Source organism: Mesorhizobium sanjuanii (assembly GCF_002529485.1).
Taxonomy (GTDB): domain Bacteria; phylum Pseudomonadota; class Alphaproteobacteria; order Rhizobiales; family Rhizobiaceae; genus Mesorhizobium; species Mesorhizobium sanjuanii.
On record NZ_NWQG01000229.1, the window covers coordinates 1 to 21,544 of the forward strand.

The 21,544-nt window shown below is 62.8% G+C and carries 21 protein-coding genes and 1 tRNA gene; 15 read left to right on the forward strand and 7 right to left on the reverse strand.

Going from position 1 to position 21,544, the window contains the following annotated elements; genetic code table 11:
• The 3 genes from CN311_RS28080 to CN311_RS28090 all read left to right on the forward strand — a co-directional run.
• A partial coding sequence (locus CN311_RS28080; protein ID WP_425351104.1) for a MutS-related protein occupies positions 1-698 on the forward strand: 698 nt, incomplete at its 5' end.
• A 77-nt stretch (positions 699-775) separates the two neighbouring features.
• On the forward strand, positions 776-1,240 hold the full coding sequence (locus CN311_RS28085; RefSeq protein ID WP_097576890.1) for a nuclear transport factor 2 family protein: 465 nt from the start codon (positions 776-778) through the stop codon (positions 1,238-1,240).
• Positions 1,241-1,247: 7 nt separating this feature from the next.
• On the forward strand, positions 1,248-1,802 hold the full coding sequence (locus tag CN311_RS28090; protein WP_097576891.1) for a TetR/AcrR family transcriptional regulator: 555 nt from the start codon (positions 1,248-1,250) through the stop codon (positions 1,800-1,802).
• A gap of 3 nt (positions 1,803-1,805) precedes the next feature.
• Here CN311_RS28090 and CN311_RS28095 read toward each other — a convergent pair whose 3' ends face one another.
• The 4 genes from CN311_RS28095 to CN311_RS28110 all read right to left on the reverse strand — a co-directional run bounded on the left by CN311_RS28095 (position 1,806) and on the right by CN311_RS28110 (position 6,523).
• A complete protein-coding gene (locus CN311_RS28095) occupies positions 1,806-2,564 on the reverse strand; it encodes an MBL fold metallo-hydrolase (RefSeq protein WP_245440981.1) in 759 nt (252 codons plus the stop codon).
• 98 nt (positions 2,565-2,662) lie between these two features.
• Positions 2,663-3,508 (reverse strand): aldo/keto reductase, encoded by an 846-nt coding sequence (locus CN311_RS28100; RefSeq protein ID WP_097576893.1) that lies wholly within the window; start codon positions 3,506-3,508, stop codon positions 2,663-2,665.
• Between the two features lie 83 nt (positions 3,509-3,591).
• Entirely contained in the window at positions 3,592-3,981 is a 390-nt protein-coding gene (gene copM / locus CN311_RS28105; protein WP_097576894.1) for a CopM family metallochaperone, read from the reverse strand.
• A 43-nt stretch (positions 3,982-4,024) separates the two neighbouring features.
• Positions 4,025-6,523, reverse strand: coding sequence for a heavy metal translocating P-type ATPase (locus CN311_RS28110; RefSeq protein WP_097576895.1), 2,499 nt, complete (start codon positions 6,521-6,523; stop codon positions 4,025-4,027).
• A 203-nt stretch (positions 6,524-6,726) separates the two neighbouring features.
• On the opposite strand from CN311_RS28110, the gene CN311_RS28115 reads away from it, so the two are divergent.
• From CN311_RS28115 to murJ, 3 genes are all read left to right on the forward strand, one after another.
• The gene (locus CN311_RS28115) at positions 6,727-7,578 is read left to right on the forward strand and encodes a glycosyltransferase family 25 protein (protein ID WP_097576904.1); all 852 of its coding nucleotides are present in this window, start codon (positions 6,727-6,729) and stop codon (positions 7,576-7,578) included.
• 33 nt (positions 7,579-7,611) lie between these two features.
• The gene (locus CN311_RS28120; RefSeq protein ID WP_097576896.1) at positions 7,612-10,413 is read left to right on the forward strand and encodes a [protein-PII] uridylyltransferase; all 2,802 of its coding nucleotides are present in this window, start codon (positions 7,612-7,614) and stop codon (positions 10,411-10,413) included.
• Positions 10,414-10,479: 66 nt separating this feature from the next.
• On the forward strand, positions 10,480-12,078 hold the full coding sequence (murJ, locus tag CN311_RS28125) for a murein biosynthesis integral membrane protein MurJ (protein ID WP_097576897.1): 1,599 nt from the start codon (positions 10,480-10,482) through the stop codon (positions 12,076-12,078).
• 15 nt (positions 12,079-12,093) lie between these two features.
• Here murJ and CN311_RS32745 read toward each other — a convergent pair whose 3' ends face one another.
• A complete protein-coding gene (locus CN311_RS32745) occupies positions 12,094-12,261 on the reverse strand; it encodes a hypothetical protein (RefSeq protein WP_165779876.1) in 168 nt (55 codons plus the stop codon).
• A gap of 479 nt (positions 12,262-12,740) precedes the next feature.
• Between CN311_RS32745 and trpS the strand changes: the two genes are divergently transcribed.
• From trpS to CN311_RS28150, 4 genes are all read left to right on the forward strand, one after another.
• Positions 12,741-13,808, forward strand: a complete 1,068-nt coding sequence (trpS, locus tag CN311_RS28135) for a tryptophan--tRNA ligase (protein WP_097576898.1) — start codon at positions 12,741-12,743, stop codon at positions 13,806-13,808.
• 105 nt (positions 13,809-13,913) lie between these two features.
• The gene (locus tag CN311_RS28140) at positions 13,914-14,405 is read left to right on the forward strand and encodes a universal stress protein (RefSeq protein ID WP_008872431.1); all 492 of its coding nucleotides are present in this window, start codon (positions 13,914-13,916) and stop codon (positions 14,403-14,405) included.
• A gap of 112 nt (positions 14,406-14,517) precedes the next feature.
• The gene (locus CN311_RS28145) at positions 14,518-16,857 is read left to right on the forward strand and encodes an amylo-alpha-1,6-glucosidase (protein ID WP_165779877.1); all 2,340 of its coding nucleotides are present in this window, start codon (positions 14,518-14,520) and stop codon (positions 16,855-16,857) included.
• A gap of 142 nt (positions 16,858-16,999) precedes the next feature.
• Positions 17,000-17,569 (forward strand): NifU family protein, encoded by a 570-nt coding sequence (locus CN311_RS28150; protein WP_097576905.1) that lies wholly within the window; start codon positions 17,000-17,002, stop codon positions 17,567-17,569.
• Between the two features lie 106 nt (positions 17,570-17,675).
• On the opposite strand, the gene CN311_RS28155 is transcribed toward CN311_RS28150, so the two are convergent.
• Positions 17,676-18,293 (reverse strand): L,D-transpeptidase, encoded by a 618-nt coding sequence (locus CN311_RS28155; RefSeq protein ID WP_097576900.1) that lies wholly within the window; start codon positions 18,291-18,293, stop codon positions 17,676-17,678.
• 227 nt (positions 18,294-18,520) lie between these two features.
• Between CN311_RS28155 and cueR the strand changes: the two genes are divergently transcribed.
• From cueR to CN311_RS28170, 3 genes are all read left to right on the forward strand, one after another.
• Entirely contained in the window at positions 18,521-18,943 is a 423-nt protein-coding gene (gene cueR, locus CN311_RS28160) for a Cu(I)-responsive transcriptional regulator (protein ID WP_097576906.1), read from the forward strand.
• A 50-nt stretch (positions 18,944-18,993) separates the two neighbouring features.
• A complete protein-coding gene (locus CN311_RS28165; protein ID WP_097576901.1) occupies positions 18,994-19,428 on the forward strand; it encodes an OsmC family protein in 435 nt (144 codons plus the stop codon).
• Positions 19,429-19,548: 120 nt separating this feature from the next.
• Positions 19,549-19,622, forward strand: a tRNA-Cys gene (locus CN311_RS28170).
• A gap of 503 nt (positions 19,623-20,125) precedes the next feature.
• On the opposite strand, the gene CN311_RS32750 is transcribed toward CN311_RS28170, so the two are convergent.
• Positions 20,126-20,290 carry a hypothetical protein gene (locus CN311_RS32750; RefSeq protein WP_165779878.1) on the reverse strand — a complete coding sequence of 55 codons (165 nt, stop codon included), beginning with the start codon at positions 20,288-20,290 and terminating at the stop codon, positions 20,126-20,128.
• 40 nt (positions 20,291-20,330) lie between these two features.
• Between CN311_RS32750 and CN311_RS33915 the strand changes: the two genes are divergently transcribed.
• Complete coding sequence (locus CN311_RS33915) at positions 20,331-20,693, forward strand: DUF3800 domain-containing protein (RefSeq protein WP_115504279.1); 363 nt, start codon at positions 20,331-20,333, stop codon at positions 20,691-20,693.
• Positions 20,694-20,835: 142 nt separating this feature from the next.
• On the forward strand, positions 20,836-21,336 hold the full coding sequence (locus CN311_RS28180) for an MmcB family DNA repair protein (RefSeq protein WP_165779879.1): 501 nt from the start codon (positions 20,836-20,838) through the stop codon (positions 21,334-21,336).
• Positions 21,337-21,544 lie beyond the last annotated feature (208 nt).

Sequence of the window (21,544 nt, forward strand, 5' to 3'; positions counted from 1 at the left end):
TCCTTGCCCAGACCGGCTCGTTCGTGCCGGCGACATCTGCCCATATCGGCGTCGTCGACCGGCTGTTTTCGCGGGTCGGCGCCTCCGACGATCTGGCGCGCGGCCGCTCGACCTTCATGGTCGAGATGGTGGAAACGGCGGCCATCCTCAACCAGGCCGGCGAACGCGCGCTGGTCATCCTGGATGAGATCGGCCGTGGCACCGCAACTTTCGACGGCCTGTCGATCGCCTGGGCGGCGGTCGAATATCTGCACGAGAAGAACCGCTGCCGGGCAATCTTCGCCACCCATTTCCACGAGATGACGGCGCTGGCCGGGAAACTGTCGCGGCTGCACAACGTCACCATGCGGGTCAAGGAATGGGAGGGCGACGTCGTCTTCCTGCACGAGGTCGGCAAGGGCGCGGCCGACCGCTCCTATGGCGTGCAGGTGGCACGGCTGGCCGGCCTGCCGGAAGCGGTAGTCGGCCGGGCGAAGGAAGTGCTGCACCAGCTCGAAGCCGGCGAAGTCTCGGGCAAGGCGAACCGGCTGGTCGACGACCTGCCGCTGTTTTCGGTGGCGCTGAAGCGGGAGGCGCCGAAGCCGGCCAGGAACGATGCGCTGGGTGAGGCGCTGGGCGCGATCAATCCCGACGAAATGACGCCGCGGGAGGCGCTGGAAGCGCTCTATCGACTGAAAGGGATGGCGGGGAAGCCATAGCACCATTCAGTGCCGCTTGACGTTAATGTACCGATTGGTACAATGTTCGCCATCACCTCGATCGATGGGATAACGCCATGAACCGTCCACCGCTGCCGCCCTTCACGCTTGAGACCGCGGCACAAAAGGCGCGGCTTGCCGAGGATGCCTGGAACAGCCGCGATCCCGAACGGGTTTCGCTCGCCTATACCGAGGACAGCGCTTGGCGCAATCGCGCAGAATTCGTCAGCGGGCGAAAGGAGATCGTCGGTTTCCTAGCGCGCAAATGGGCACGCGAACTCGACTACCGCCTCATCAAGGAGGTGTGGACCTGGAACGAAAACCGCATCGCCGTGCGCTTTGCCTATGAATGGCGCGACGACAGCGACCACTGGTTCCGTTCCTACGGTAACGAGAACTGGGAGTTCGACACCGCCGGGCTGATGCGTAGGCGCGTCGCCAGCATCAACGATCTGCCGATCAGTGAGAGCGAGCGCAAATATCACTGGCCGCTCGGCCGCCGGCCCGACAACCATCCCGGCCTTTCCGAACTCGGACTGTAACGGGCGAATGCGACGGATAGCGCCCGATCGCGACAGCCTGCTGGCGATCCTGGCCGAGGTGTTTCGCGAGCACGGCTATGAAGGCGCCAGCCTGTCGCTGATCGGCGAGGCGACCGGCTTAGGCAAAGGCAGCCTCTATCACTTCTTCCCCGGCGGCAAGGAAGAGATGGCGGCGGCCGTCATCGCCCATATCGACGGCTGGTTCGAGGAGAATGTCTTCATGCCGCTGCAGGACTGGGTTGACCCGCATGCCGGCATCGAGCGCATGCTGGAGGCCACCGACCGTTATTTCCGCTCCGGTCGCCGGGTGTGCCTCATCGGTGCCTTCGCGCTTGACGAGTCCCGCGACCTCTTCGCCAAGGCGATCAAAAGCTATTTCGGCCGCTGGGTGGCGCATCTTGCCGAAGCGCTGACCCGCACCGGACATAGCCCGGCCGGGGCGGACGAACTCGCCGAAGAGACGGTCTGCGCCATCCAGGGCGCGCTGACGCTGGGACGCGCTTTCGACGATACGGCGGTCTTTTCCCGCGCCCTGCAGCGAGCACGGGCGGCATTGGGCTAGCGCTTACAGGGGTTCGAATCGAAACGCGGTTTCGGTTCGAAAAACCCGGCCGACGCCAGGCGAATCGAGATGCGCTCCCGCGACGTAGCAACCGTTGCCGGTTGCCATCGCCAGGATTTGCAGCCGACTTGCCCTCGCCTGTTCCTGGTCGGCGTCGAATTCCCACGCGATCTCCGGGTGGTCGAATTGAAGCGATGGCGCATGCACAATGTCGCCCCAGATCAACAGGGTTTCGCCGCCGCTTGTAACGCGAAAGCAGGTGTGGCCGACTTCATGGCCAAGGGTGGCGATCGTCTCGATAGGCGCGCCGAGCCGCTGTCCAGCGTCGAAGGGCTGCGCCCGGCTGTGGAAGCGTTCCAGCCTCGCCTCCGCCCGGAACATGTCGAGCTCGGCTCGCGGGACAAGCAGGCGTGAGAGTTGCGGGAAGCCGTCGCCACCGTCGGCAAGGATGAGCCCGTGGATATGGTCGAGATGCGTGTGGGTGAAGGCAACAGTGCGTACCCGGTCGACGGCGATCTTCGCCTCGCGCAGCGCCTTGGGCAGATGCCCCATTGTCGGGTGCCAGGCGTTCGAAGCCCCTGTGTCGATCAGCGTGATTTCGTCGCCGTCATCGATGGCAAAGGCGTTGACGGATAACCTGAGCGCGCCGTCGACAAGCGCCACCTGCGATGGCAGGTTATCGCCGAATACAATGTTTCCAGGCTGGCGCAGCCGCCTTGTCGGCATGTCGACATAACCGTCGCGCAGCGACGTGATCGTCATATCCCCGATTTTGTAGGTGGTGTGATGATACCCAGCTGAAATTCGTTCCAATGCTCACTCTCTGATTCTTCCGAAAACCGGTTCCAAATTTTCGTCCTCTAGATCATCTCCAACCCGCGCTTGCGGGTCGGCGGCGGGAAGGCGCGGTCGATGTCGGCGAAATCTTCCGGGGTGAGCTTGATGTCGAGCGCGGCGACGTTCTGGCTGACATGCTCTTGTTTGCTGGCCTTGGGAATGGCGATGACACCGTCCTGGCGCAGCACCCAAGCAAGCGCGATTTGCGCCGGCGTAACATTGTGGCGAGTGGCTATGGCTTCCAGCTTCGAGTTCCGCGCCAGCGCGCCCTGATCGACCGGCGAATAAGCCATCAGTGGAATGCCGCGCTGCCGGCTCCAGGGCAAAAGGTCGAATTCGGGGCCGCGCTGGGACAGATTGTAGAGGATCTGATTGGTCTGGACATAGCCGCCGTCGGGCAGGCCGACCAGTTCCTCCATCTCGTGGGTGTCGAAATTGCTGACGCCCCAATGGCGGATCTTGCCGGCCTTCCTCAAGGCTTCGAAGGCCTCGATGGTCTCCGCCAGCGGCACGCTGCCGGGCCAATGCAGCAAATAGAGATCGATGCGGTCGGTGGCGAGGCGCTTCAGGCTGTTCTCGCAGGCACGCGCCACGCCGGCGCGCGAGGCGTTGGAAGGCAGCACCTTGGAGACCAGAAAGGTCTCGTCGCGGCGCCCGGCGATGGCCTGCGCCACCACTTCCTCTGCGCCGCCGCTGGCATACATTTCTGCCGTATCGATCAGCGTGACGCCAAGGTCCAGCCCGAGCCTCAACGCCGCGACCTCATCGGCGCGGCGGCGAGAATCCTCGCCCATCTTCCAGGTGCCCTGCCCGAGCACCGGAACGACTTCGCCGGAGGGCAGCGTGGTGGTTCTGATCGTTGATGGCATCACGTGCTCCAGTCGGGGCCGGAAAACTATCATAGCCAGCGGGAGAAATCCGGAAAGGACCTTCCCGGAACTCAACGTGGTGGCTACTTCACCGGATGAGCGGCAAGCCAATCCTGCATCTGCTTGATCTCGGCTTGCTGTGCCTTGATGACGGCCTCGGCCAGCTTGCGGATCTCCGGATCCTTGCCGTTGGCCAATTCGACCTTGGCCATGTCGATCGCGCCCTGATGATGCGGGATCATGCCGCGGACGAAGTCGACATCGGCATTGCCGGAATATTCGATCGCCATGTCGGTGTGCATCTTGTCCATCGCCGCCTTGTAGCCTTCGGTCGAGGGGCCATCGGCGCCCATCGCCATCGCGCCCATGTCGTGTTTCATCTCTTCGGACTGCGCCGGAACGCTTTCGAGAAACACCGCAACCAGCATGCCCGCCGCCATCAGCAACAGCACGATTTTTTTAGCCAAGGTCATCCATAATCTCCTGTCGAATGGATTTCGTATCTGGGGGCTTCGCTCAGAGTTTCAACGTTCTGAGCCGCAAAGCGTTGGCGATGACCGAAACCGAAGACAGGCTCATCGCCGCTGCCGCCAGCATCGGCGACAAAAGCGTCCCGGTAAGCGGATAGAGCACGCCGGCCGCGACCGGCACGCCAAGCACATTGTAGAGGAAGGCGAAGAACAGGTTCTGGCGGATGTTGCGGATCGTTGACTGGGCGAGCGTTCGGGCCCGGACGATGCCGTTGAGATCGCCCTTGACCAGCGTGATCCCGGCGCTCTCGACCGCGACATCGGCGCCGGTGCCCATGGCGATGCCGACATCGGCGGCGGCCAGCGCCGGTGCGTCGTTGACACCATCGCCGGCCATGGCGACGCCGGCGCCTTTCGAGCGCAATTCCTCGACAAGTGTCGCCTTCTGTTCCGGCAGCAGGCCGGCGCGAACCTCGTCGATGCCGAGCTTGCCGGCGATAGCCCTGGCCGTACGCTCATTGTCGCCGGTCGCCATGATGATCCTCAAGCCCCTGTCGTGCAGTGCCTTGATCGCCTCGGCAGTCGTCGCCTTGACCGGATCAGCGACGGCGACAATGCCGGCCAGCTTTCTCCCCACGGCAACGAACATCACTGTCTTGCCGTCCGCCTGCAGCGCCGTGGCCTGTTCACCGAGCGGCGCGGTGTCGATGCCGAGATCGGCCATCATAGCCATATTGCCGAGCGCCACCTTCTTGCCCGACACCGTGCCGGAAACGCCTTTGCCGGTGACCGCCTCGAAGTCATTGGCGTCGGCGATTTTCAACCCCCGCTCGCCGGCGCCATCGACGATCGCCTCGGCCAACGGATGCTCCGAGCCCTTCTCCAAAGCAGCGGCAAGCGCCAGCAATTCATCGTCGGGCATGCCGTCGAGGGCGACAACATCGGTCAACCGCGGCCGGCCTTCGGTCAGCGTTCCGGTCTTGTCGACGATCAGCGTATCGACGGAGGCAAAGCGTTCGAGCGCGGCCGCTTCCTTGATCAGCACGCCGGCATGCGCGCCGCGCCCGGTGGCGGTCATGATCGACATCGGCGTCGCCAGGCCCAACGCGCAGGGACAGGCGATGATCAGCACCGAGACCGCCGAGACGATGGCAAAGACCAGGCTGGGCTGCGGGCCGAAGACCGCCCAGGCGACGAAGGCAATGATCGCGACCAGCACGACGGTCGGCACGAAATAGAAGGAGACGCGGTCGGCCAACCCTTGAATCGGCGCGCGCGACCGCTGCGCCTTGGCGACGAGCTCGACGATCCGGGCCAATGTGGTCTCGGCGCCGACCTTGTCGGCGCGCATGACCAGCGAGCCGTTCTTGTTGAGCGTGCCGCCGGTCAAGGCATCGCCTTCGGTCTTTTCGACCGGCAGCGGCTCGCCCGATATCATCGATTCGTCGATGGACGAGCGGCCTTCGAGCACGATGCCGTCAACCGGCACGGCATCACCGGGACGGATGCGCAGGCGGTCGCCGGCCTTGACCGCATCGAGCGGCACATCGTTTTCGGAACCGTCCTCGCCGATCCGCCGCGCCGTCTTCGGCGCCAGGTCGAGCAGCGCGCGGATCGCCGAGCCGGTTTTTTCCCGGGCGCGCAGTTCCAGCACCTGGCCCAAGAACACGAGCGCCACGATAACGGCGGCCGCCTCGAAATAGACCGGCACCGTGCCGCCATGACCGCGGAACTGGTGCGGGAAGATATCCGGAAACAGCGTGGCGACGACGCTGTAGAGATAGGCGGCCCCGACGCCGAGCGAAATCAGCGTCCACATATTGGGGCTGCGGTTGAGAACCGAATCCCAACCGCGGTGAAAGAAGGGAAAGGCGGCCCAGAGCACTACCGGGCTGGCCAGCGCCAGTTCGAGCCAGACCTTCGTCCGATCGTCGATCAAGGCTTGAAAGGTCAGACCGAGCATCGGCGCCATGGCAATGATCAGCAATGGCACGGACAGCACCGCACTTACCCAGAAGCGCCTGGTGAAGTCGACCAGCTCCGGGTTCGGGCCTTCATCGCCGGTCGGTACGCCCATCGGCTCCAGCGCCATGCCGCAGATCGGGCAGGAGCCGGGCTTGTCGCGGATGATTTCGGGATGCATGGGGCAGGTGTACTGCGTGCCTTTCGGCATCGTCGGTGCCTGCGGCCGATCGCCAAGATATTCTGCCGGCTCGGCTGCGAATTTCGCTTGGCAGGCGGCCGAACAGAAATAGAAGCCCTGGCCCTCGTGTCGGGAAAAGTGCTTCGCGGTGGCGCGGTCGACGCTCATGCCGCAGACGGGATCGGTGGCCGTCAAATATTTCTGCGGTTCGGCGAGAAATTTCTGGCGGCAGTGCTCGCTGCAGAAATGATAGAGCTGGCCGCCATTCTCGGCCGTCGGCTTGCCGGCGGCTGGATCGACGGTCATGCCGCAGACCGGATCGCGGACGACGGTTGCAGACGCAGCTGCTTTCGCAGAGCAGCAGCCGCCATGCGCGTGATGATCGTGGCCGGAATGGGTCATGCGAAAAGCCTCTGTGTCTCGATCTCTGGGCGGAGGTAGTGCTTCCAGTAACTGGAAGGTCAAGGGCCAGTTTCAATTTCCTGCACTTGGCCATCATCGAACCGCATGAACGGAAAAAACCGCGCACATTTGTGCCGGTATGCTATGGACGCGACCACTTTTGGCTAACTGCGTCGATCCCGCTCAAACGAAGTGCCTGGCAAATGAAATGTCTGGTCATCAATCTCGATCGGTCCGGCGACAGGCTCGCCCATATGACGGCCGAGTTTTCCCGGATCGGCGTTGGGTTCGAGCGGTTTGCTGCGATCGACGCCCAGGATCGGCCCGACCTCGCCCTTATGCCGCTGCGCGTCAAGCGCAAATCGCCGCTTCGCATGACAGATGCCGAGATCGCCTGCCTGCTCAGCCATAGGGCCTGCTGGGCGATCATCGCGGCCGGCGACGATGCCTACGGCGCCATCTTCGAAGACGATATCGTGTTTTCCGCAAAAGCTGGCGCATTGCTTGCCGATACCGGCTGGATTCCGGCCGATGCCGATATCGTCAAGTTGGAGACATTTTTCAAGAAAACCACGATCGCCCGAAAGCGCGTTTCGGCCGGCCACGGCTTTTCCGTTTCCAGGCTCCACGGGGCCCATATCGGGACGGCTGGCTACATCGTTTCAAGGCAAGCCGCGCGCGATCTCGTCGCCGGCACGGAGGATATCGGTATACCGGTCGACCACGTCGTCTTCAATCCAGCCTTGGCAACGTCGTCCAGCAAGACCATCTATCAGCTCGTTCCGGCACTGTGCCTGCAGGACCAGTTCCTGGGTGAAAAGGCTGTCGGACTGCCGAGCATGCTCAAGCAGGATCGCGGCGAGCAGCGTGACATAATCAAGAAGATCAAAAGACGCAGGAAGGCGGGACTGAACAAAATCGGGATCGAGATCAAGCGGATGGCGAAACAGATGTTCGACTTCTGCCAGCTGCGGCAGGAGACGATCATCCCGTTCGACCACCGCGGAGAACGTATCCGCCCGCCCCATACCCAGCGCCGCGAAAACGCGCTATAGACGCCGCCGAAACGGCGAGGCCGAACAGCACTTATGGCAAAAATAGCCCTGAAACTCGACGATTTGATCGACGGCGAAGCCTTGCGCCGTGACATGACCGCGCTGACCGCGGCCACGGCAGGCAATGGCGCCGGGCAGGCAGTGCGCAGTGGCGTTCTCCAGCTTCTCAAAAGCCGGCTCAACGAGGGCCGCACAATCGCCGAACGCATGCTGATGGAAGATGGCAGCGGCAACGCCTGCGCCGCCCGGCTGTCGCATCTCATGGACGAGATCATCCGCGTGCTCTACGATTTCGCCGCCAACCATGTCTATCGCGTGAAAAACCCGTCATCGGCCGAACGCATGGCTGTCGTTGCGGTCGGCGGCTATGGCCGCGGCACGCTGGCGCCCGGCTCCGACATCGATCTCCTGTTCCTGCTGCCTTACAAGCAGACGCCATGGGGCGAGCAGATCGTCGAATACATGCTCTACATGCTGTGGGATCTCGGGCTGAAGGTCGGCCATGCCACCCGCAACATCGACGAATGCCTGAGATTGTCGCGCACCGACATCACCATCCGCACCTCGATCCTGGAAGCGCGCTTCCTGTGGGGCGAGCAGAAGCTTTATGACGAGCTCTTGCTGCGCTTCGACCGCGAGGTGGTGCGCACGACCGGCCCCGAATATGTGCAGGCCAAGCTCGCCGAACGCGACGAGCGCCATGCCAAGGCCGGTGAAAGCCGCTATCTGGTCGAACCCAACGTCAAGGACGGCAAGGGCGGCCTGCGCGACCTGCAGACGCTGTTCTGGATCGGCAAATATTTCTACCGGGTGCGCACCGGCGAGGAGCTGGTCGACAAAGGCGTCTTCACCGATGCCGAATACCGGGAATTCCAGAAGGCCGAGGACTTCCTGTGGGCCGTGCGCTGCCACATGCATTTCCTCACCGGCAAGGCCGAGGAGCGGCTGCATTTCGACATCCAGCGCGAGATCGCCGAGCGGCTGGGCTACACCACCCATCCGGGCCTGTCGGCAGTCGAACGCTTCATGAAGCACTACTTCCTCGTCGCCAAGGATGTCGGAGACCTCACCCGCATCTTCTGCGCGGCGCTCGAGGAGGAACAGGCCAAGCATGTGCCGGGTTTCAACCGCATCTTCCTCACCTTCTCGCGCCGCAAGCGCAAGCTTGCCGGCACCTCCGATTTCATTGTCGACAATCACCGCATCAACATTGCCGACGACGAGGTGTTCGAGCGCGACCCGGTCAATCTGTTGAGGCTGTTCTGGTTCGCCGACAAGCACGGGCTGGAATTCCATCCCGATGCGCTGAAGCTTCTGACCCGGTCGCTTGGCCTTGTCGGCAAGGCGCTGCGCCGCGACGAGGAGGCCAACCGGCTATTCCTCGACATATTGACCTCGGACCGCAATGCCGAGCTCAATCTCAGGCGCATGAACGAGGCGGGCCTGCTGGGCAGGCTGATCCCGGATTTCGGCAAGATCGTCGCCATGATGCAGTTCTCGATGTACCACCACTATACCGTGGACGAGCACCTGATCCGCTGCATCGGCGTGCTGGCCGAGATCGAGCGTGGCGATGGCGAAAAGACCCACCCGCTCTCGCACACGCTGATGCCGGGCTTGCGGAAAAGCCGCGAGGCGCTCTATGTCGCGGTGCTCTTGCACGACATCGCCAAGGGGCGGCCGGAGGACCATTCGGAAGCAGGCGCCCGGATCGCGCGGCGCATCTGCCCGCATATGGGGCTCTCGCCAGCCGACACCGAAACGGTCGCCTGGCTGGTCGAGAACCATCTCGTAATGTCGATGACGGCGCAGACCCGCGATCTCAACGACCGCAAGACGATCGAGGATTTCGCGGCGGTCGTGCAGTCGGTCGAGCGGCTCAAGCTGCTGCTGATCCTCACCGTCTGCGACATCAGGGGCGTCGGCCCGGGGGTGTGGAACGGCTGGAAAGGACAATTGCTGCGCACGCTCTATTACGAGACCGAGCTGTTGTTGACCGGCGGGTTCTCGGAAGTGTCGCGCGCCAAGCGGACGGCGGCGGCGCGCGAGCTATTGGCCGAAGCACTCGCCGAATGGCCCGACAAGGCCCGCAAGCGCTATGTCGGCCTGCACTATGAGAACTATCTGCTGACGGTCGATCTCGCCGACCAGCTCCGTCATGCCGAGTTCATCCGCGAGGCGGATGCCGCGGGCAAGAAGCTCGCCACCATGGTCAAGACCCACCAGTTCGAGGCGGTGACGGAAATCACCGTTCTGGCGCAGGACCATCCCCGCCTGCTTTCGGTCATTGCCGGCGCCTGTGCCGGGGCCGGCGGCAACATCGTCGATGCGCAGATCTTCACCACGTCGGACGGCCGCGCGCTGGACACCATCCTGATCTCGCGGGAATTCGACCGCGACGAGGACGAGCGCCGCCGCGCCGAGCGCGTCGGCCGGCTGATCGAGGACGTGCTGTCGGGCAAGAGCTGGCTGCCCGAGATGATCGAAAAGCGCACCAAGCCGCGGCGCGGCGCCAAGGTGTTCCGCATTCCGCCGCGCGCCGAAATCCGCAACACGCTGTCGAACCGGTTTTCCGTGATCGAGGTCGAGGGGCTGGACCGGCCGGGCCTGCTTTCGGAGATCACCGGGGCGCTGTCCGACCTGTCGCTCGACATCGCGTCGGCCCATATCACCACCTTCGGCGAAAAGGTCATCGACACCTTCTACGTCACCGACCTGACCGGCCAGAAGATCGACAGCCCGGCGCGCATCGCCGCCATCCATAACAGGCTGATCGCGGCACTCGAAGGCAAAGCGCCCGAGCGTGGCGGCAAGGCAAAGGCCGCGGCCGAGTGAACGCCGTCCTCGATTTTCCCCCGTCACGCAGGCAATCTCCGCAACAATGAGCCCATCTTCACAACAATGAGCCTGGTCAAGAAATTCGCCACCGTCGCTTCCGGCACGCTGATGAGCCGCGCGCTCGGCTTCGGCCGCGAGATGCTGATGGCGGCAGCGCTTGGCACCGGGCCGGTCGCCGACGCCTTCAACGCCGCCTTCCAGTTCCCCAACACCTTCCGCCGGCTGTTCGCCGAAGGCGCCTTCAACGCCGCCTTCGTGCCGCTCTTCGCCAAGGAGATCGAAACCCACGGCACCGACGGCGCCAAGCGCTTTTCAGAAGAAGTGTTCGGCGTGCTGTTCACGGCACTTCTGGCGCTGACCATCGCCATGGAACTGGCGATGCCGCTGATCGTGCGCTACCTGGTGGCACCGGGCTTTGCCGACACGCCGGGGAAGTTCGAGACGACGGTCGAGCTTGCGACCGTCATGTTTCCCTACCTGATCTGCATGTCGCTCGGCGCCATGATGGCCGGCATGCTGAATTCGCTGCGCCGCTATTTCGCGGCCGCTGTAGCGCCGGTGTTCCTCAACATCATCCTGATCAGTGTGCTCGCCTATGCCTGGTACAAGGGCTCGGACGCCCACACGGTCGGCTTCGGGCTGGCCTGGGGCGTGCTGGCGGCGGGGCTGGTGCAACTGGCGATCGTGTGGGTGGCGGTGCGCCATGCCGGCATCTCGATCGGCTTTCGCCGGCCGAAGATGACGCCCAGCGTCAAGCGGCTCCTGGTCCTCGCGCTGCCGGCGGCGATCACCGGCGGCATCACGCAGATCAACCAGCTGATCGGCACGGCGATCGCGTCGGCGCAGGACAGCGCTGTTTCGTCGCTTGCCTACGCCGACCGCATCTACCAGTTGCCGCTCGGCGTCGTCGGCGTCGCCGTCGCGATCGTTTTGTTGCCGGAACTGTCGCGGGCGCTGAAGTCGGGCAATCTGATCGAAGCGGCCAATCTGCAGAACCGCTCGGTCGAGTTCACCCTGTTCATGACCTTGCCGGCCGCCGCCGCACTGCTGGTCATGTCCGAGCCGATCGTGCGGCTGGTCTATGAGCGCGGTGCCTTTGCCGCCAACAATTCGACCCCGACGGTGGCGGCGATCCTGGCGATCTTCGGCCTCGGCCTGCCGGCCTTCGTGCTGATCAAGGCGTTCACCCCAGGCTATTTCGCCCGCGAGGACACGCGCACGCCGATGATCTTCGCCGCCATCTCGGTGGCGGTGAACGTGACGACCGCACTGACGCTGTTTCCGTCGATGGGGGCGCCCGGGATTGCGGTCGCTTCCGCAGTCGCCGGCTGGGTCAATGCGCTGATGCTGCTCGGCGTGCTGATCCGGCGCGGCCACTGGGGCCGCGATGTGCCGCTTTTGAAACGCATTCCGCGGCTGGTGCTGTCGGCGGCGGTGATGGCGGCGGCGCTCTATTTCGCCGAGCACTGGTTCGCGACCAGGATCGGCCCCGGGTCGCCGCTGCTGATCAAGGCGACGACGGTGCTCGGGCTCGTCGCCGGCGGGGCGCTGCTCTATTTCGTCACCGCCTTCGCCACCGGCGGCGCCGATTTCGGCATGATCCGGCGGAACATCAAACGCAAGGGTGCGCCGCCGGTTACGGAACAGTCTCCAGATCCGTAAGCCGGAATTCAAACATCAGTCTTCGCCGGACAACTCGTCGTAGACAGAGCGTGGCAGCGGGTTGCGCGCCTGCTCGCTCAACTCAATGCCGAACTCGGCCCGGAGCCGTGCCGCCGTCTCCAGCGTCGTTTCGCGATTGCGCCGGCGCTCCAGAGCTTTCTCATTGTTGATGGTGACGGTCATCCATTTCTCATCAGATCGTATGCAGAACATGTTCCACCCTATCATACATATCGATGTCGGCGCCGCCCCTCATTGCCCTGCCGGGCATTCTCCCGTAAACGGGAAGAAAGTAGCTGACCGCAACGTGGCGCCACTCTGGCAACGTTGGCGATTGGCGAAACCGGCGATGAGAGCGTCTTTCTCCCCGTCTCTATACGGGGAGAAATGTCCGGCAGGACAATGAGGGCGGTGCCGACCTATCAACCCGAGACAGGCGCAACAAGCGCGGCGCCCAACAACAAGGAACAAGCAATCCGGCCTGAAGCAATTGCTCTGCCGCGATCGCCTACACCCTCTTGATCCTCTCCCCGCTCTCGTCCATAAGCGCGCCGTCGCAAGACTTTCGCCGCGCGCGGTTTCCAGCCGCGTGATTGGCTCCGAAAAGTCTGCAACTTTTCGGAATCACGCTTTTACGGCCCTCCACAAGCCATGAGGACATCATGACCGCCTTCAAGCCACTCGTCTTTTCCGGCGTCCAGCCGACCGGCAACCTGCATCTCGGCAACTATCTCGGCGCCATCAAGAAATTCGTTGCGCTCCAGGACACGTCCGACTGCATCTATTGCGTCGTCGACCTGCATTCGCTGACCGCGCAGCTCGTCTATGACGACCTTGCCGACCAGACGCGCTCGATCACCGCCGCCTTCCTCGCCTCCGGCATCGACCCGAAGAAGCACATCGTCTTCAACCAGTCGCGGGTCATGCAGCATGCCGAGCTTGCCTGGATCTTCAACTGCGTGGCGCGCATCGGCTGGATGAACCGCATGACGCAGTTCAAGGACAAGGCCGGCAAGGACCGCGAGAACGCGTCGCTCGGGCTGCTTGCCTATCCGAGCCTGATGGCTGCCGACATTCTGCTCTATCGCGCCACCCACGTGCCGGTGGGTGAGGACCAGAAGCAGCATCTGGAGCTGACCCGCGACATCGCGCAGAAATTCAACAATGATTTCTCGGACCGCATCGCAGGCCTTGGCGTCGGCGTCGAGATGCAGGTCGGCGAGGAGACGGTGAACGGCTATTTCCCGCTGACAGAACCGGTCATCGGCGGGCCGGCGGCGCGCATCATGAGCCTGCGCGACGGCTCGAAGAAGATGTCGAAATCGGACCCGTCGGACCTGTCACGCATCAATCTGACCGACGATGCCGACGCCATCTCGAAGAAGATCCGCAAGGCCAAGACCGATCCCGAAGCGTTGCCGGGCGAGCTGGACGGCCTGGCTGGACGGCCGGAGGCGGAAAACCTCGTCGGCATCTATGCGGGCCTGGCCGAAATCTCGAAGGAGGCGGTGCTCAAGGAGTTCGGCGGCCAGCAGTTTTCCGTGTTCAAGCCGGCGCTGGCCGACCTTGCCGTGGAAAGACTGGCGCCCGTCGCCAGCGAGATGCGTCGTATTTCGGGCGACCGCGCCTATGTCGACGCCGTCTTGAAAGATGGCGGCGAGCGCGCCGGCGTCCTGGCCGAAGCGACGATGAAGACGGTGCGCGACATTATCGGCCTGCTGCAGGCCTGATCCCTGTCCTGACACTGCCACCCAACACAGCCACAATGGCCGGCCGCTTGCGGCCGGTCTGCGGCGGTGGCAGATTGCGGTCGAAAAACCACCGAGTAGATAGACATGGTCTCAAAACGCCTCAGCCGCGAAGCCGGTCATCGCCGCAAGTTCCTGGCGATCATCGACGACACGCCGGAATGCGAACGCGCCGTCGCCTACGCCTCGAAACGGGCGCAGAGCACGAGCGGCGTGCTGGTGCTGCTCTATGTGATCGAGCCGGACGATTTCCAGCACTGGCTGGGCGTCGAGAAGATCATGCGCGAGGAGGCGAACGCGACGGCGCGCGCGGCCCTCGACAGCTATGCCAACAAGGTGCGCCAGAAGCTCGGCATCGAGCCGGAACTGGTGGTGCGCGAAGGCAAGCCGACGGAGGAGATCCACAAATTGATCGAGGAAGACCAGGACATTGCCATCCTGGTGCTGGCGGCCGGCGCCGGCAAGGAGGGGCCTGGACCGCTGGTCGGCGCCGTCGCCGGCAAGGGCGCCGCCTTCCCGATCCCGGTGACCGTGGTGCCGCAGAACCTTTCCGACGAGGAGATCGACAGCCTCGCCTGAGGGCCTTCCGGGCGCAACCTCCCCTCCAATGCAGCCGCCCTTCCGGGTTAGCGGGCCGAGCTTTGTCGGCGTTATGGCGCACGACCCTTGGCGTGCGGCACGATCGCGCCATGTGAATCTGCGCGTGCAGGCGACGATTCCAGGGTGGGAGCTGATGGCCAAATCAAAGCGAGGAACCAGCAGGCGTGGGCAAGACAGGCTGATCGAGTCTTCACAACCGCGCCGGTCGGCGCGGGAAAGAGCGAGACAAAGCCCTCAAGCGCAGCAGGAACGCAAGCGTCGCCTGCTCACCAAGGGCCATCCGGCCATGGTGGACAGCATCGCTGGCGCAGTCACGGTCAAGAACCTCAATCTCTACTACGTCGTCGGTTCGGACGCGCAGATGCCGGTGAAAGGCGAGCATGGGTTCGGGCTGTATTTTCACGACTGCCGCTTCCTCGGCGGCTATGAGGTGGCGATTGCCGGCCTGGCTCCCGTCGTGTTGGCCTCAACCGCACAAAAGGGCTATGTGGCGCTTTTTGAACTGACCAATCCCGATTTGCAACTCGAACGTGGGCAATTGATCCCCAGGGACGAGCTTGGCATTCGCTGGGAGCGTATCCTCGATGCAGGACAGACTTGCGTGCGGGAGGTCATGACCATCCAGAATTTCGGGCATCAGGCACATAGTTTTCCACTCACCTTCAACTTCCGTGCCGGCTTCGAGGACATCTTCAACGTGCGCGGGCTGGCACACGAAAACTTCGGCAGATGCGAACGGCCAGGATGGAGCGACGGCAGGCTCCAGCTTGTGTACCACGGCACCGACCGGCTCCGCCGAACAGTCACGATCGCCTTCTCGCCGGCGCCCGACAGGAGGCGTGGGGCCACTGCCGCGTTCGGGCTTCAGGTGCCGGCAGGGGACACCCGGACAATCGCGGTTACCATAGAATTGAAGGAGCACTCCGAAGAGGTCGAGGCCGAGCAGTTGAACCAGCAGCCGGTCGCTGCGCTCAACCACCTTGTGGGAAGCCTCCAGGACAGCTCGGAACAATGGCTGGAGCAGCATACGAAGCTCACCAGCGACAGTGCGCTTCTTAACAGCATCATCGAGCGCTCCCTGCGCGATCTCGCGGTGCTGAGATCGCGTCTCGGCGACAAGGAATATTTCGCGGCCGGCGTGCCGTGGTTCGTCGCCCTGTTCGGTCGCGACAGCCTGATCGTTGCACTGGAGATGCTCGCTTTTCAGCCGGAGATCGCGGCCCAGACGCTGCGCCTGCTCGCCAGCTATCAAGGACGGCGGTTCGATCCATGGCGCGAGGAGCAGCCCGGCAAGATCGTTCATGAACTCCGCGTCGGGGAACTCGCCCGGGCCGGCGATGTTCCGCATGCCCGGTTCTACGGCACGGTCGACGCCACCCCCCTCTTCCTGCTGCTTCTTGGGCGCCATGCGGCATGGACCGGCGATCTGGATCTGTTTCGCGAGTTGCAGGAGCCCGTGGAACGCGCTTTGGGCTGGATCGCGAAAGCCGGAGACAACCATGGCGAGGGATACCTCAAATATCGGAGTTCCTCTGAAAAGGGCCTTGTCAACCAGGGATGGAAGGATTCAGGCGACGCGATTGTCCGGGCGGATGGCAGCGTTGCAAGGCCGCCGATAGCGCTCGTCGAGGTGCAGGGCTACGTCTTTGCCGCAAAGCACGCGATCGCCGATCTTTACGAGCGCGCGGGAGAACCCAATCGTGCAAAGCAGCTTCGCCTTGAGGCCGAAAGACTTCGGACACGTTTCAACCGCGACTTCTGGTGCGAAGACCAGGGCATCTTTGTCCTCGCTTTGGAAGCGAGGGGCCGCCAGGCTGCGGTCGTTTCTTCAAACCCCGGTCATGCGCTATGGACGGGGATCGCGGACGAGGACAAGGCCCGCCGGTCAGTGGCGCGGATGATGCGGGACGACATGTTCAGCGGCTGGGGCGTGCGCACGCTCTCCACCGTCGAACGGCGCTATAATCCGGTTGGATACCACCTCGGAACCGTTTGGCCGCACGACAATGCACTGCTGGCCGCCGGCTGCCGGGCATATGGCGAGGATGCAGCGGCATTACGAATCTTTACCGCGATTGCCGAGGCCGCTAGCCACTTTCGCCACCAGAGGCTGCCCGAGGCTATGGCGGGCTTTCGACGCGAGGATTTTCAGGCACCGGTACATTATCCCGTGGCATGCCACCCGCAGGCATGGGCAGCGGGAACGGTGCCGTTCCTGGCGATCACGTTGCTGGGGCTGGAGCCCGACGCCTTCGGCGGGAAACTCCGTATCGTGCGGCCGCGTCTCCCGGACTTCGTCAATCACATCGAGCTTCACGGGTTGCGCGTCGGTGGCGGAAGCGTCGACCTCAAATTCAGGCGGACGGCTGAAGGAGCCGAAGTCAACATCCTGCAGACAAGTGGACAACTGCTCGTCGAGGTCGAAGGATAGAGCTTGTCAGCTTTCGATGTGCCATGGCAAAAACATTCCGCTAGCCAGCCATTCCGGCGATGCGTTTCGCTTGAATGTCCAGCCGACAAAGCCTATTTAGAACTATTCCAAACTATTGCCCGAAACGGGCATGGAGACAGCCATGTTCATCCAGACCGAATCGACGCCAAACCCGGCGACGCTGAAATTCCTGCCCGGCAAGGAAGTGCTTGTCGAAGGCACCGCCGATTTCCGCGACGCAGCCGCTGCCGCGGCTGCCTCGCCGCTCGCTGGCCGGCTGTTCGAGATCCCGGGCGTCACCGGCGTCTTCTTCGGCTATGACTTCGTCACCGTGACCAAGGACGGCCCCGACTGGCAGCATTTGAAGCCGGCGATACTCGGCGCCATCATGGAGCATTTCATGTCCGGCGCGCCGGTCATGGTCAAGGCCGGCCCCGCCGCCGAGACCAGCCAGACCGGCGAATTCTACGACAAGGCCGACGAGGAACTGGTCATCACCATCAAGGAACTGCTCGATACCAGGGTGCGCCCGGCCGTCGCCCAGGACGGTGGCGACATCACCTTCCGCGGCTTCGAGAACGGCACGGTATTCCTGCACATGAAAGGCGCCTGCGCCGGCTGCCCGTCATCGACGGCGACGTTGAAGCACGGCATCCAGAACCTGCTCAGGCATTTCGTGCCAGAGGTGCAGCAGGTCGAGCAAGTCTCCTAGAGGGTCAAACAATCGCCTTCGGGCAAAAACAAAAAACCGGGCCGAATTGCCCGGTTTTCTGTTTTGGACGTCAGTTGTTGCCTAGACGGTCCGCGTAGAATTGGTGTTACAGGACGATGACCTTGGCGCCGACCGATGTGCGGTCGTAGAGGTCGATAATGTCCTGGTTCATCAGCCGGATGCAGCCCGACGACATCGCCTTGCCGATCGAGTTCCATTCCGGGCTGCCATGCAGGCGATAGCCCGAATCGCCGCCCTTGTTGAACAGGTACAGGGCGCGCGCGCCGAGCGGGTTCTTCAATCCCGGCTCCATGCCGCCGGCAAACTTGGCAAGCTCCGGCTGGCGCTTGATCATCGCCGAAGGCGGCGTCCAGGTCGGCCATTCGCGCTTTAGCGCGATACGGGCGGTGCCGCGCCATTCAAAGCCCTCGCGGCCGACGCCGATGCCGTAGCGCATCGCCTCGCCGTCGCCCATGACGAAATAGAGGAACTTGTTCTGCGTATCGACGATGATGGTGCCCGGCTTTTCGCTGGTGTCGTACTCCACCACTTGCCGGCGGTACTTGAACGGCACTTTTTCGATCGGAATACGCGGCAATGAATAGCCGGCATCGGTCACCGCGCCGTAGTCGTTGGAGAACACCCGCGAGCCGATGGTGCTGCAACCGGTGATAGCGGTCGACAGCGCGAGGGCGGCGACGATTGCAAATGACTTCAAGCGCATAAAAAGGTCCGATGCCCCGCCTAAAATAGTGCGGCTCGTTAAGGCCGCTTTGTCGCCATCATTCATGCTGGCATTTGCTTTGCTTGCCAAGCGCGCGATGCCTATATGCGAGAGCTTACGTGCCGGTAACCGCGTTACTATGGCATTTCGGCAACAGGCTTCACAGGATTGTGAAGCAAAATCAATGGGGCAGTCCGTCAGGGCTGCCGGAAGTCGAGGACGTCACCATGAATGTCGGGGATGCCGCCCATCGTTCCGGCCTGCCGGCCAAGACCATCCGCTACTATGAGGAGATCGGGCTGATTCGTCCCCGGCGCGCCGGCAACGGCTACCGCGACTATACGGGCGAGGACATCCACCGGCTGGCTTTCCTGCGCCGCGCGCGCAACCTGGGCTTTTCCATCGACGATTGCCGCCAGCTGATGGCGCTCTACCAGGACCGCAGCCGCGCCAGCCACGATGTGCGCGAGATCGCGGCCGCCCATGTCACGGCAATAGAGGAGAAAGTGCGCGAACTGCAATCGATGCGCGCGACCCTGCAAAAGCTGATCCACGCCTGCCACGGCGACGACCGGCCGGACTGCCCGATCCTGGATGATATTGCGGGTGGTACGGAGGATGGCGACAAGGGCGCTTCGGCGGCTGTATAAGCACCGCACGCCAACGCATTGAAGACCCGCAACGAGGGGGATATCCACATATGGTTTCCATGACCGTCGAACTGCGCACGGTGGAAGGCACGCAGGCCGCGATGGGCTGGGCCGGTGGGCACACGATCGTCGTCGACCGGCCCGAAGGCAGAGCAGGCGGCATGGGCCTCGGCTTCAACGGCGGCCAGTTGCTGGCGCTGGCGATCGGCGGATGCTTCTGCAACGATCTTCGCTATGTCGCCGAGGACATGGGCGTGAAACTCGGGAAGATTGCTGTCACCGTCACGGTGACCCTCGAAGGCAAGCCGTTGCTGGCGACTTCGGCAAGGATGACGGTTTCCTGCGAGACACTGGACGGCTCCGATCCGAGGACAATCATCGACGGCGCCAATGCGATCACCGCGGTCGGCAACTCGCTGCGGCGGGGCGTGCCGGTGGAGATCGAGATGACGGAGGCGGAAGGACCTGAAGCCCGAAAGCGATAGAGGAACTGGCGCAGAATAAGAGGGAAACCGAGTGCCAAGCCGTCTCGTCAGTTTTGCCAGCGCCATGGCGACATCGATCAGGTTGACTAGGCGCTGATGGATTGGGCATAGAGGCACCAAGGTCTGAGGGCGGGACGGTGACGCATCGGTCTGCAAAACCGACGTAGTGGGTTCAATTCCCACTCAGACCTCCAGCCGGCCACTGGTGCCGATGGGTTCTGCTATCATAGACGCATTCAAAAACCGGCGCCGGCTCGTAGAGGGGCCATCCCCATTTTCCCCTTGGGTTTGTCAAATATACAATCGCCTTTTCCTAGGCGATTGTATATTTGACAGACCCAATTCTCAGTCAAGTTGAACCCCTGGACCAGCCGAATCCGCCACCCTGCGGTAACTTGCCAGCGCATTCTCGCGGAGTCTTCGGATTGACTAAAACGGTGATAATCGAGCCCCCCTTCGCAGCGCAGACGGGAAATAGCCATGGGCTCGTTTCGATGCGATAGACCTCTCCGTCAAACGAGTATTGCAGCAGATAACTGTTTGGCCCGTCACCCCCATCAATAAGCTTCAAGACTTCTGCGGTTGTCGGAACCCAGTCCTTTGTGTGGTCCCGCAACCAGTTTTGATGAATGAACACGACGGCAAGGAATGCCGCTCCGCAGAGTAGGAAGGCCAGAAGGAACGCCATCAAAGCCGCTCAGTTTGAGTCCTTGCCGCTCTTGGTATCCGCCTTCGGCGGCGGCGACTTGGCCACCTTCTTGATTGCCGCGTTCAACGGCTCTTCGGAATCGACTGTTTCAATCTTGCGCGCTAGTTCGCGGAACTTCTCAACTTGACTCTTTTCTTTGGCAGTCGTCTTCATGTCGAATGGCCTCTGAGGGAGTGTACCAGAACCGTACTTCATTGCCTATTTCGATGAAGCTGGCGACCCTGGTATCAAGACTGTAGCGCCGATAGATCCTAATGGCGCAAGCGAATGGTTTACCGTTGGCTGCGCGGTCATCCGCGCGACTAATGAGCCGAATCTAGTCGAACTCATCCGCTCGATCAAAGCCTCGATCTACTCGACGCAAAGCCCTGACCTGCATTATCGAAACCTCAAGGAGCATAAGAAAAAGTCCGTTTGCGATGCTCTGGCCGGCGAAAAGATACGCTTCTTCGTCGTGGCCCGCACAAACCGAACATGCGAAAATATCGAAATCCGGCCGCCGAGAAACTTTCCATGCATCCAAGCGACTATTTCTACAACTATTGCATTCGAGTAGCGTTGGAGCGAATTAGCGATTGGTGCGCGTATCGTTCGATCAAAGATACGGGAGAGCCCTGCGGCGTCGTGTTTGTAAAGTACATAATCGCCCCACCCTTTGGGGGTTCAAACCGTGAACAAAATCTGACATGGTGTCGCCCATGCCGATCATTTCCCCGATTCCCCTTAATCCCCTGATCGACGGCCGCCAGTCGGAGCGCGCCATGCTGGTGCGGCGCGGCGTGCAGCGGCTGCTCAGGGAAATGGGCGCGCATGTGCTGCCCGAAATCTCGCTCGCCACCGGCCGCCGCGCCGACCTCATCGCGCTGACGCGCCAGGGCGACATCTGGATCATCGAGATCAAATCCTCGATCGAGGATTTCCGGGTCGACCGCAAATGGCCTGACTACCGGCTGCATTCCGATCGCTTCTTCTTTGCCACCCATCCCGGCGTGCCCTCGGAGATCTTTCCCGAAGAATGCGGCTTCATCCTCTCGGATGGCTATGGCGCCGAGATCCTGCGCGATGCGCCGGAGCACCGCATGGCGGCGGCGACGCGCAAGGCGCTGATGCTGAGGATCGCGCGGGCCGGTGCTGCGCGGCTCCTGGCGGCGGAACTGGCGGGCGTGTCGGTGCCGGCGCTGGACGGGGAGAGCGAGTAGCTGGCGGTTGGCGAAAGCCGACGCGACATCCGATCTCCCTTTGCGGGCAGGGCTATCGCAGGTGGAAAGCCCAGGCTTTCGCTCTACGAGTACCCCCACCCCTAACCCCCCACAAGGGGGAGGGAGATTTCCGTTGGCGCTGACCCCGGCAAATTACCTGCCTTTTAGCGCCAAAGAAGAAGTGGAGGCACGCGGCAGCGTTCCCTCC

Excerpts from the sequence above, each read along its gene's own strand:
- CN311_RS28085 (WP_097576890.1), top strand. The coding sequence starts at position 776 with ATGAACCGTCCACCGCTGCCGCCCTTCACGCTTGAGACCGCGGCACAA.
- CN311_RS28090 (WP_097576891.1), top strand. The coding sequence starts at position 1,248 with ATGCGACGGATAGCGCCCGATCGCGACAGCCTGCTGGCGATCCTGGCC.
- CN311_RS28095 (WP_245440981.1), bottom strand. The coding sequence starts at position 2,564 with ATGACGATCACGTCGCTGCGCGACGGTTATGTCGACATGCCGACAAGG.
- CN311_RS28100 (WP_097576893.1), bottom strand. The coding sequence starts at position 3,508 with ATGCCATCAACGATCAGAACCACCACGCTGCCCTCCGGCGAAGTCGTT.
- copM (WP_097576894.1), bottom strand. The coding sequence starts at position 3,981 with ATGACCTTGGCTAAAAAAATCGTGCTGTTGCTGATGGCGGCGGGCATG.
- CN311_RS28110 (WP_097576895.1), bottom strand. The coding sequence starts at position 6,523 with ATGACCCATTCCGGCCACGATCATCACGCGCATGGCGGCTGCTGCTCT.
- CN311_RS28115 (WP_097576904.1), top strand. The coding sequence starts at position 6,727 with ATGAAATGTCTGGTCATCAATCTCGATCGGTCCGGCGACAGGCTCGCC.
- CN311_RS28120 (WP_097576896.1), top strand. The coding sequence starts at position 7,612 with ATGGCAAAAATAGCCCTGAAACTCGACGATTTGATCGACGGCGAAGCC.
- murJ (WP_097576897.1), top strand. The coding sequence starts at position 10,480 with ATGAGCCTGGTCAAGAAATTCGCCACCGTCGCTTCCGGCACGCTGATG.
- CN311_RS32745 (WP_165779876.1), bottom strand. The coding sequence starts at position 12,261 with ATGACCGTCACCATCAACAATGAGAAAGCTCTGGAGCGCCGGCGCAAT.
- trpS (WP_097576898.1), top strand. The coding sequence starts at position 12,741 with ATGACCGCCTTCAAGCCACTCGTCTTTTCCGGCGTCCAGCCGACCGGC.
- CN311_RS28140 (WP_008872431.1), top strand. The coding sequence starts at position 13,914 with ATGGTCTCAAAACGCCTCAGCCGCGAAGCCGGTCATCGCCGCAAGTTC.
- CN311_RS28150 (WP_097576905.1), top strand. The coding sequence starts at position 17,000 with ATGTTCATCCAGACCGAATCGACGCCAAACCCGGCGACGCTGAAATTC.
- CN311_RS28155 (WP_097576900.1), bottom strand. The coding sequence starts at position 18,293 with ATGCGCTTGAAGTCATTTGCAATCGTCGCCGCCCTCGCGCTGTCGACC.
- cueR (WP_097576906.1), top strand. The coding sequence starts at position 18,521 with ATGAATGTCGGGGATGCCGCCCATCGTTCCGGCCTGCCGGCCAAGACC.
- CN311_RS28165 (WP_097576901.1), top strand. The coding sequence starts at position 18,994 with ATGGTTTCCATGACCGTCGAACTGCGCACGGTGGAAGGCACGCAGGCC.
- CN311_RS32750 (WP_165779878.1), bottom strand. The coding sequence starts at position 20,290 with ATGAAGACGACTGCCAAAGAAAAGAGTCAAGTTGAGAAGTTCCGCGAA.
- CN311_RS28180 (WP_165779879.1), top strand. The coding sequence starts at position 20,836 with ATGCCGATCATTTCCCCGATTCCCCTTAATCCCCTGATCGACGGCCGC.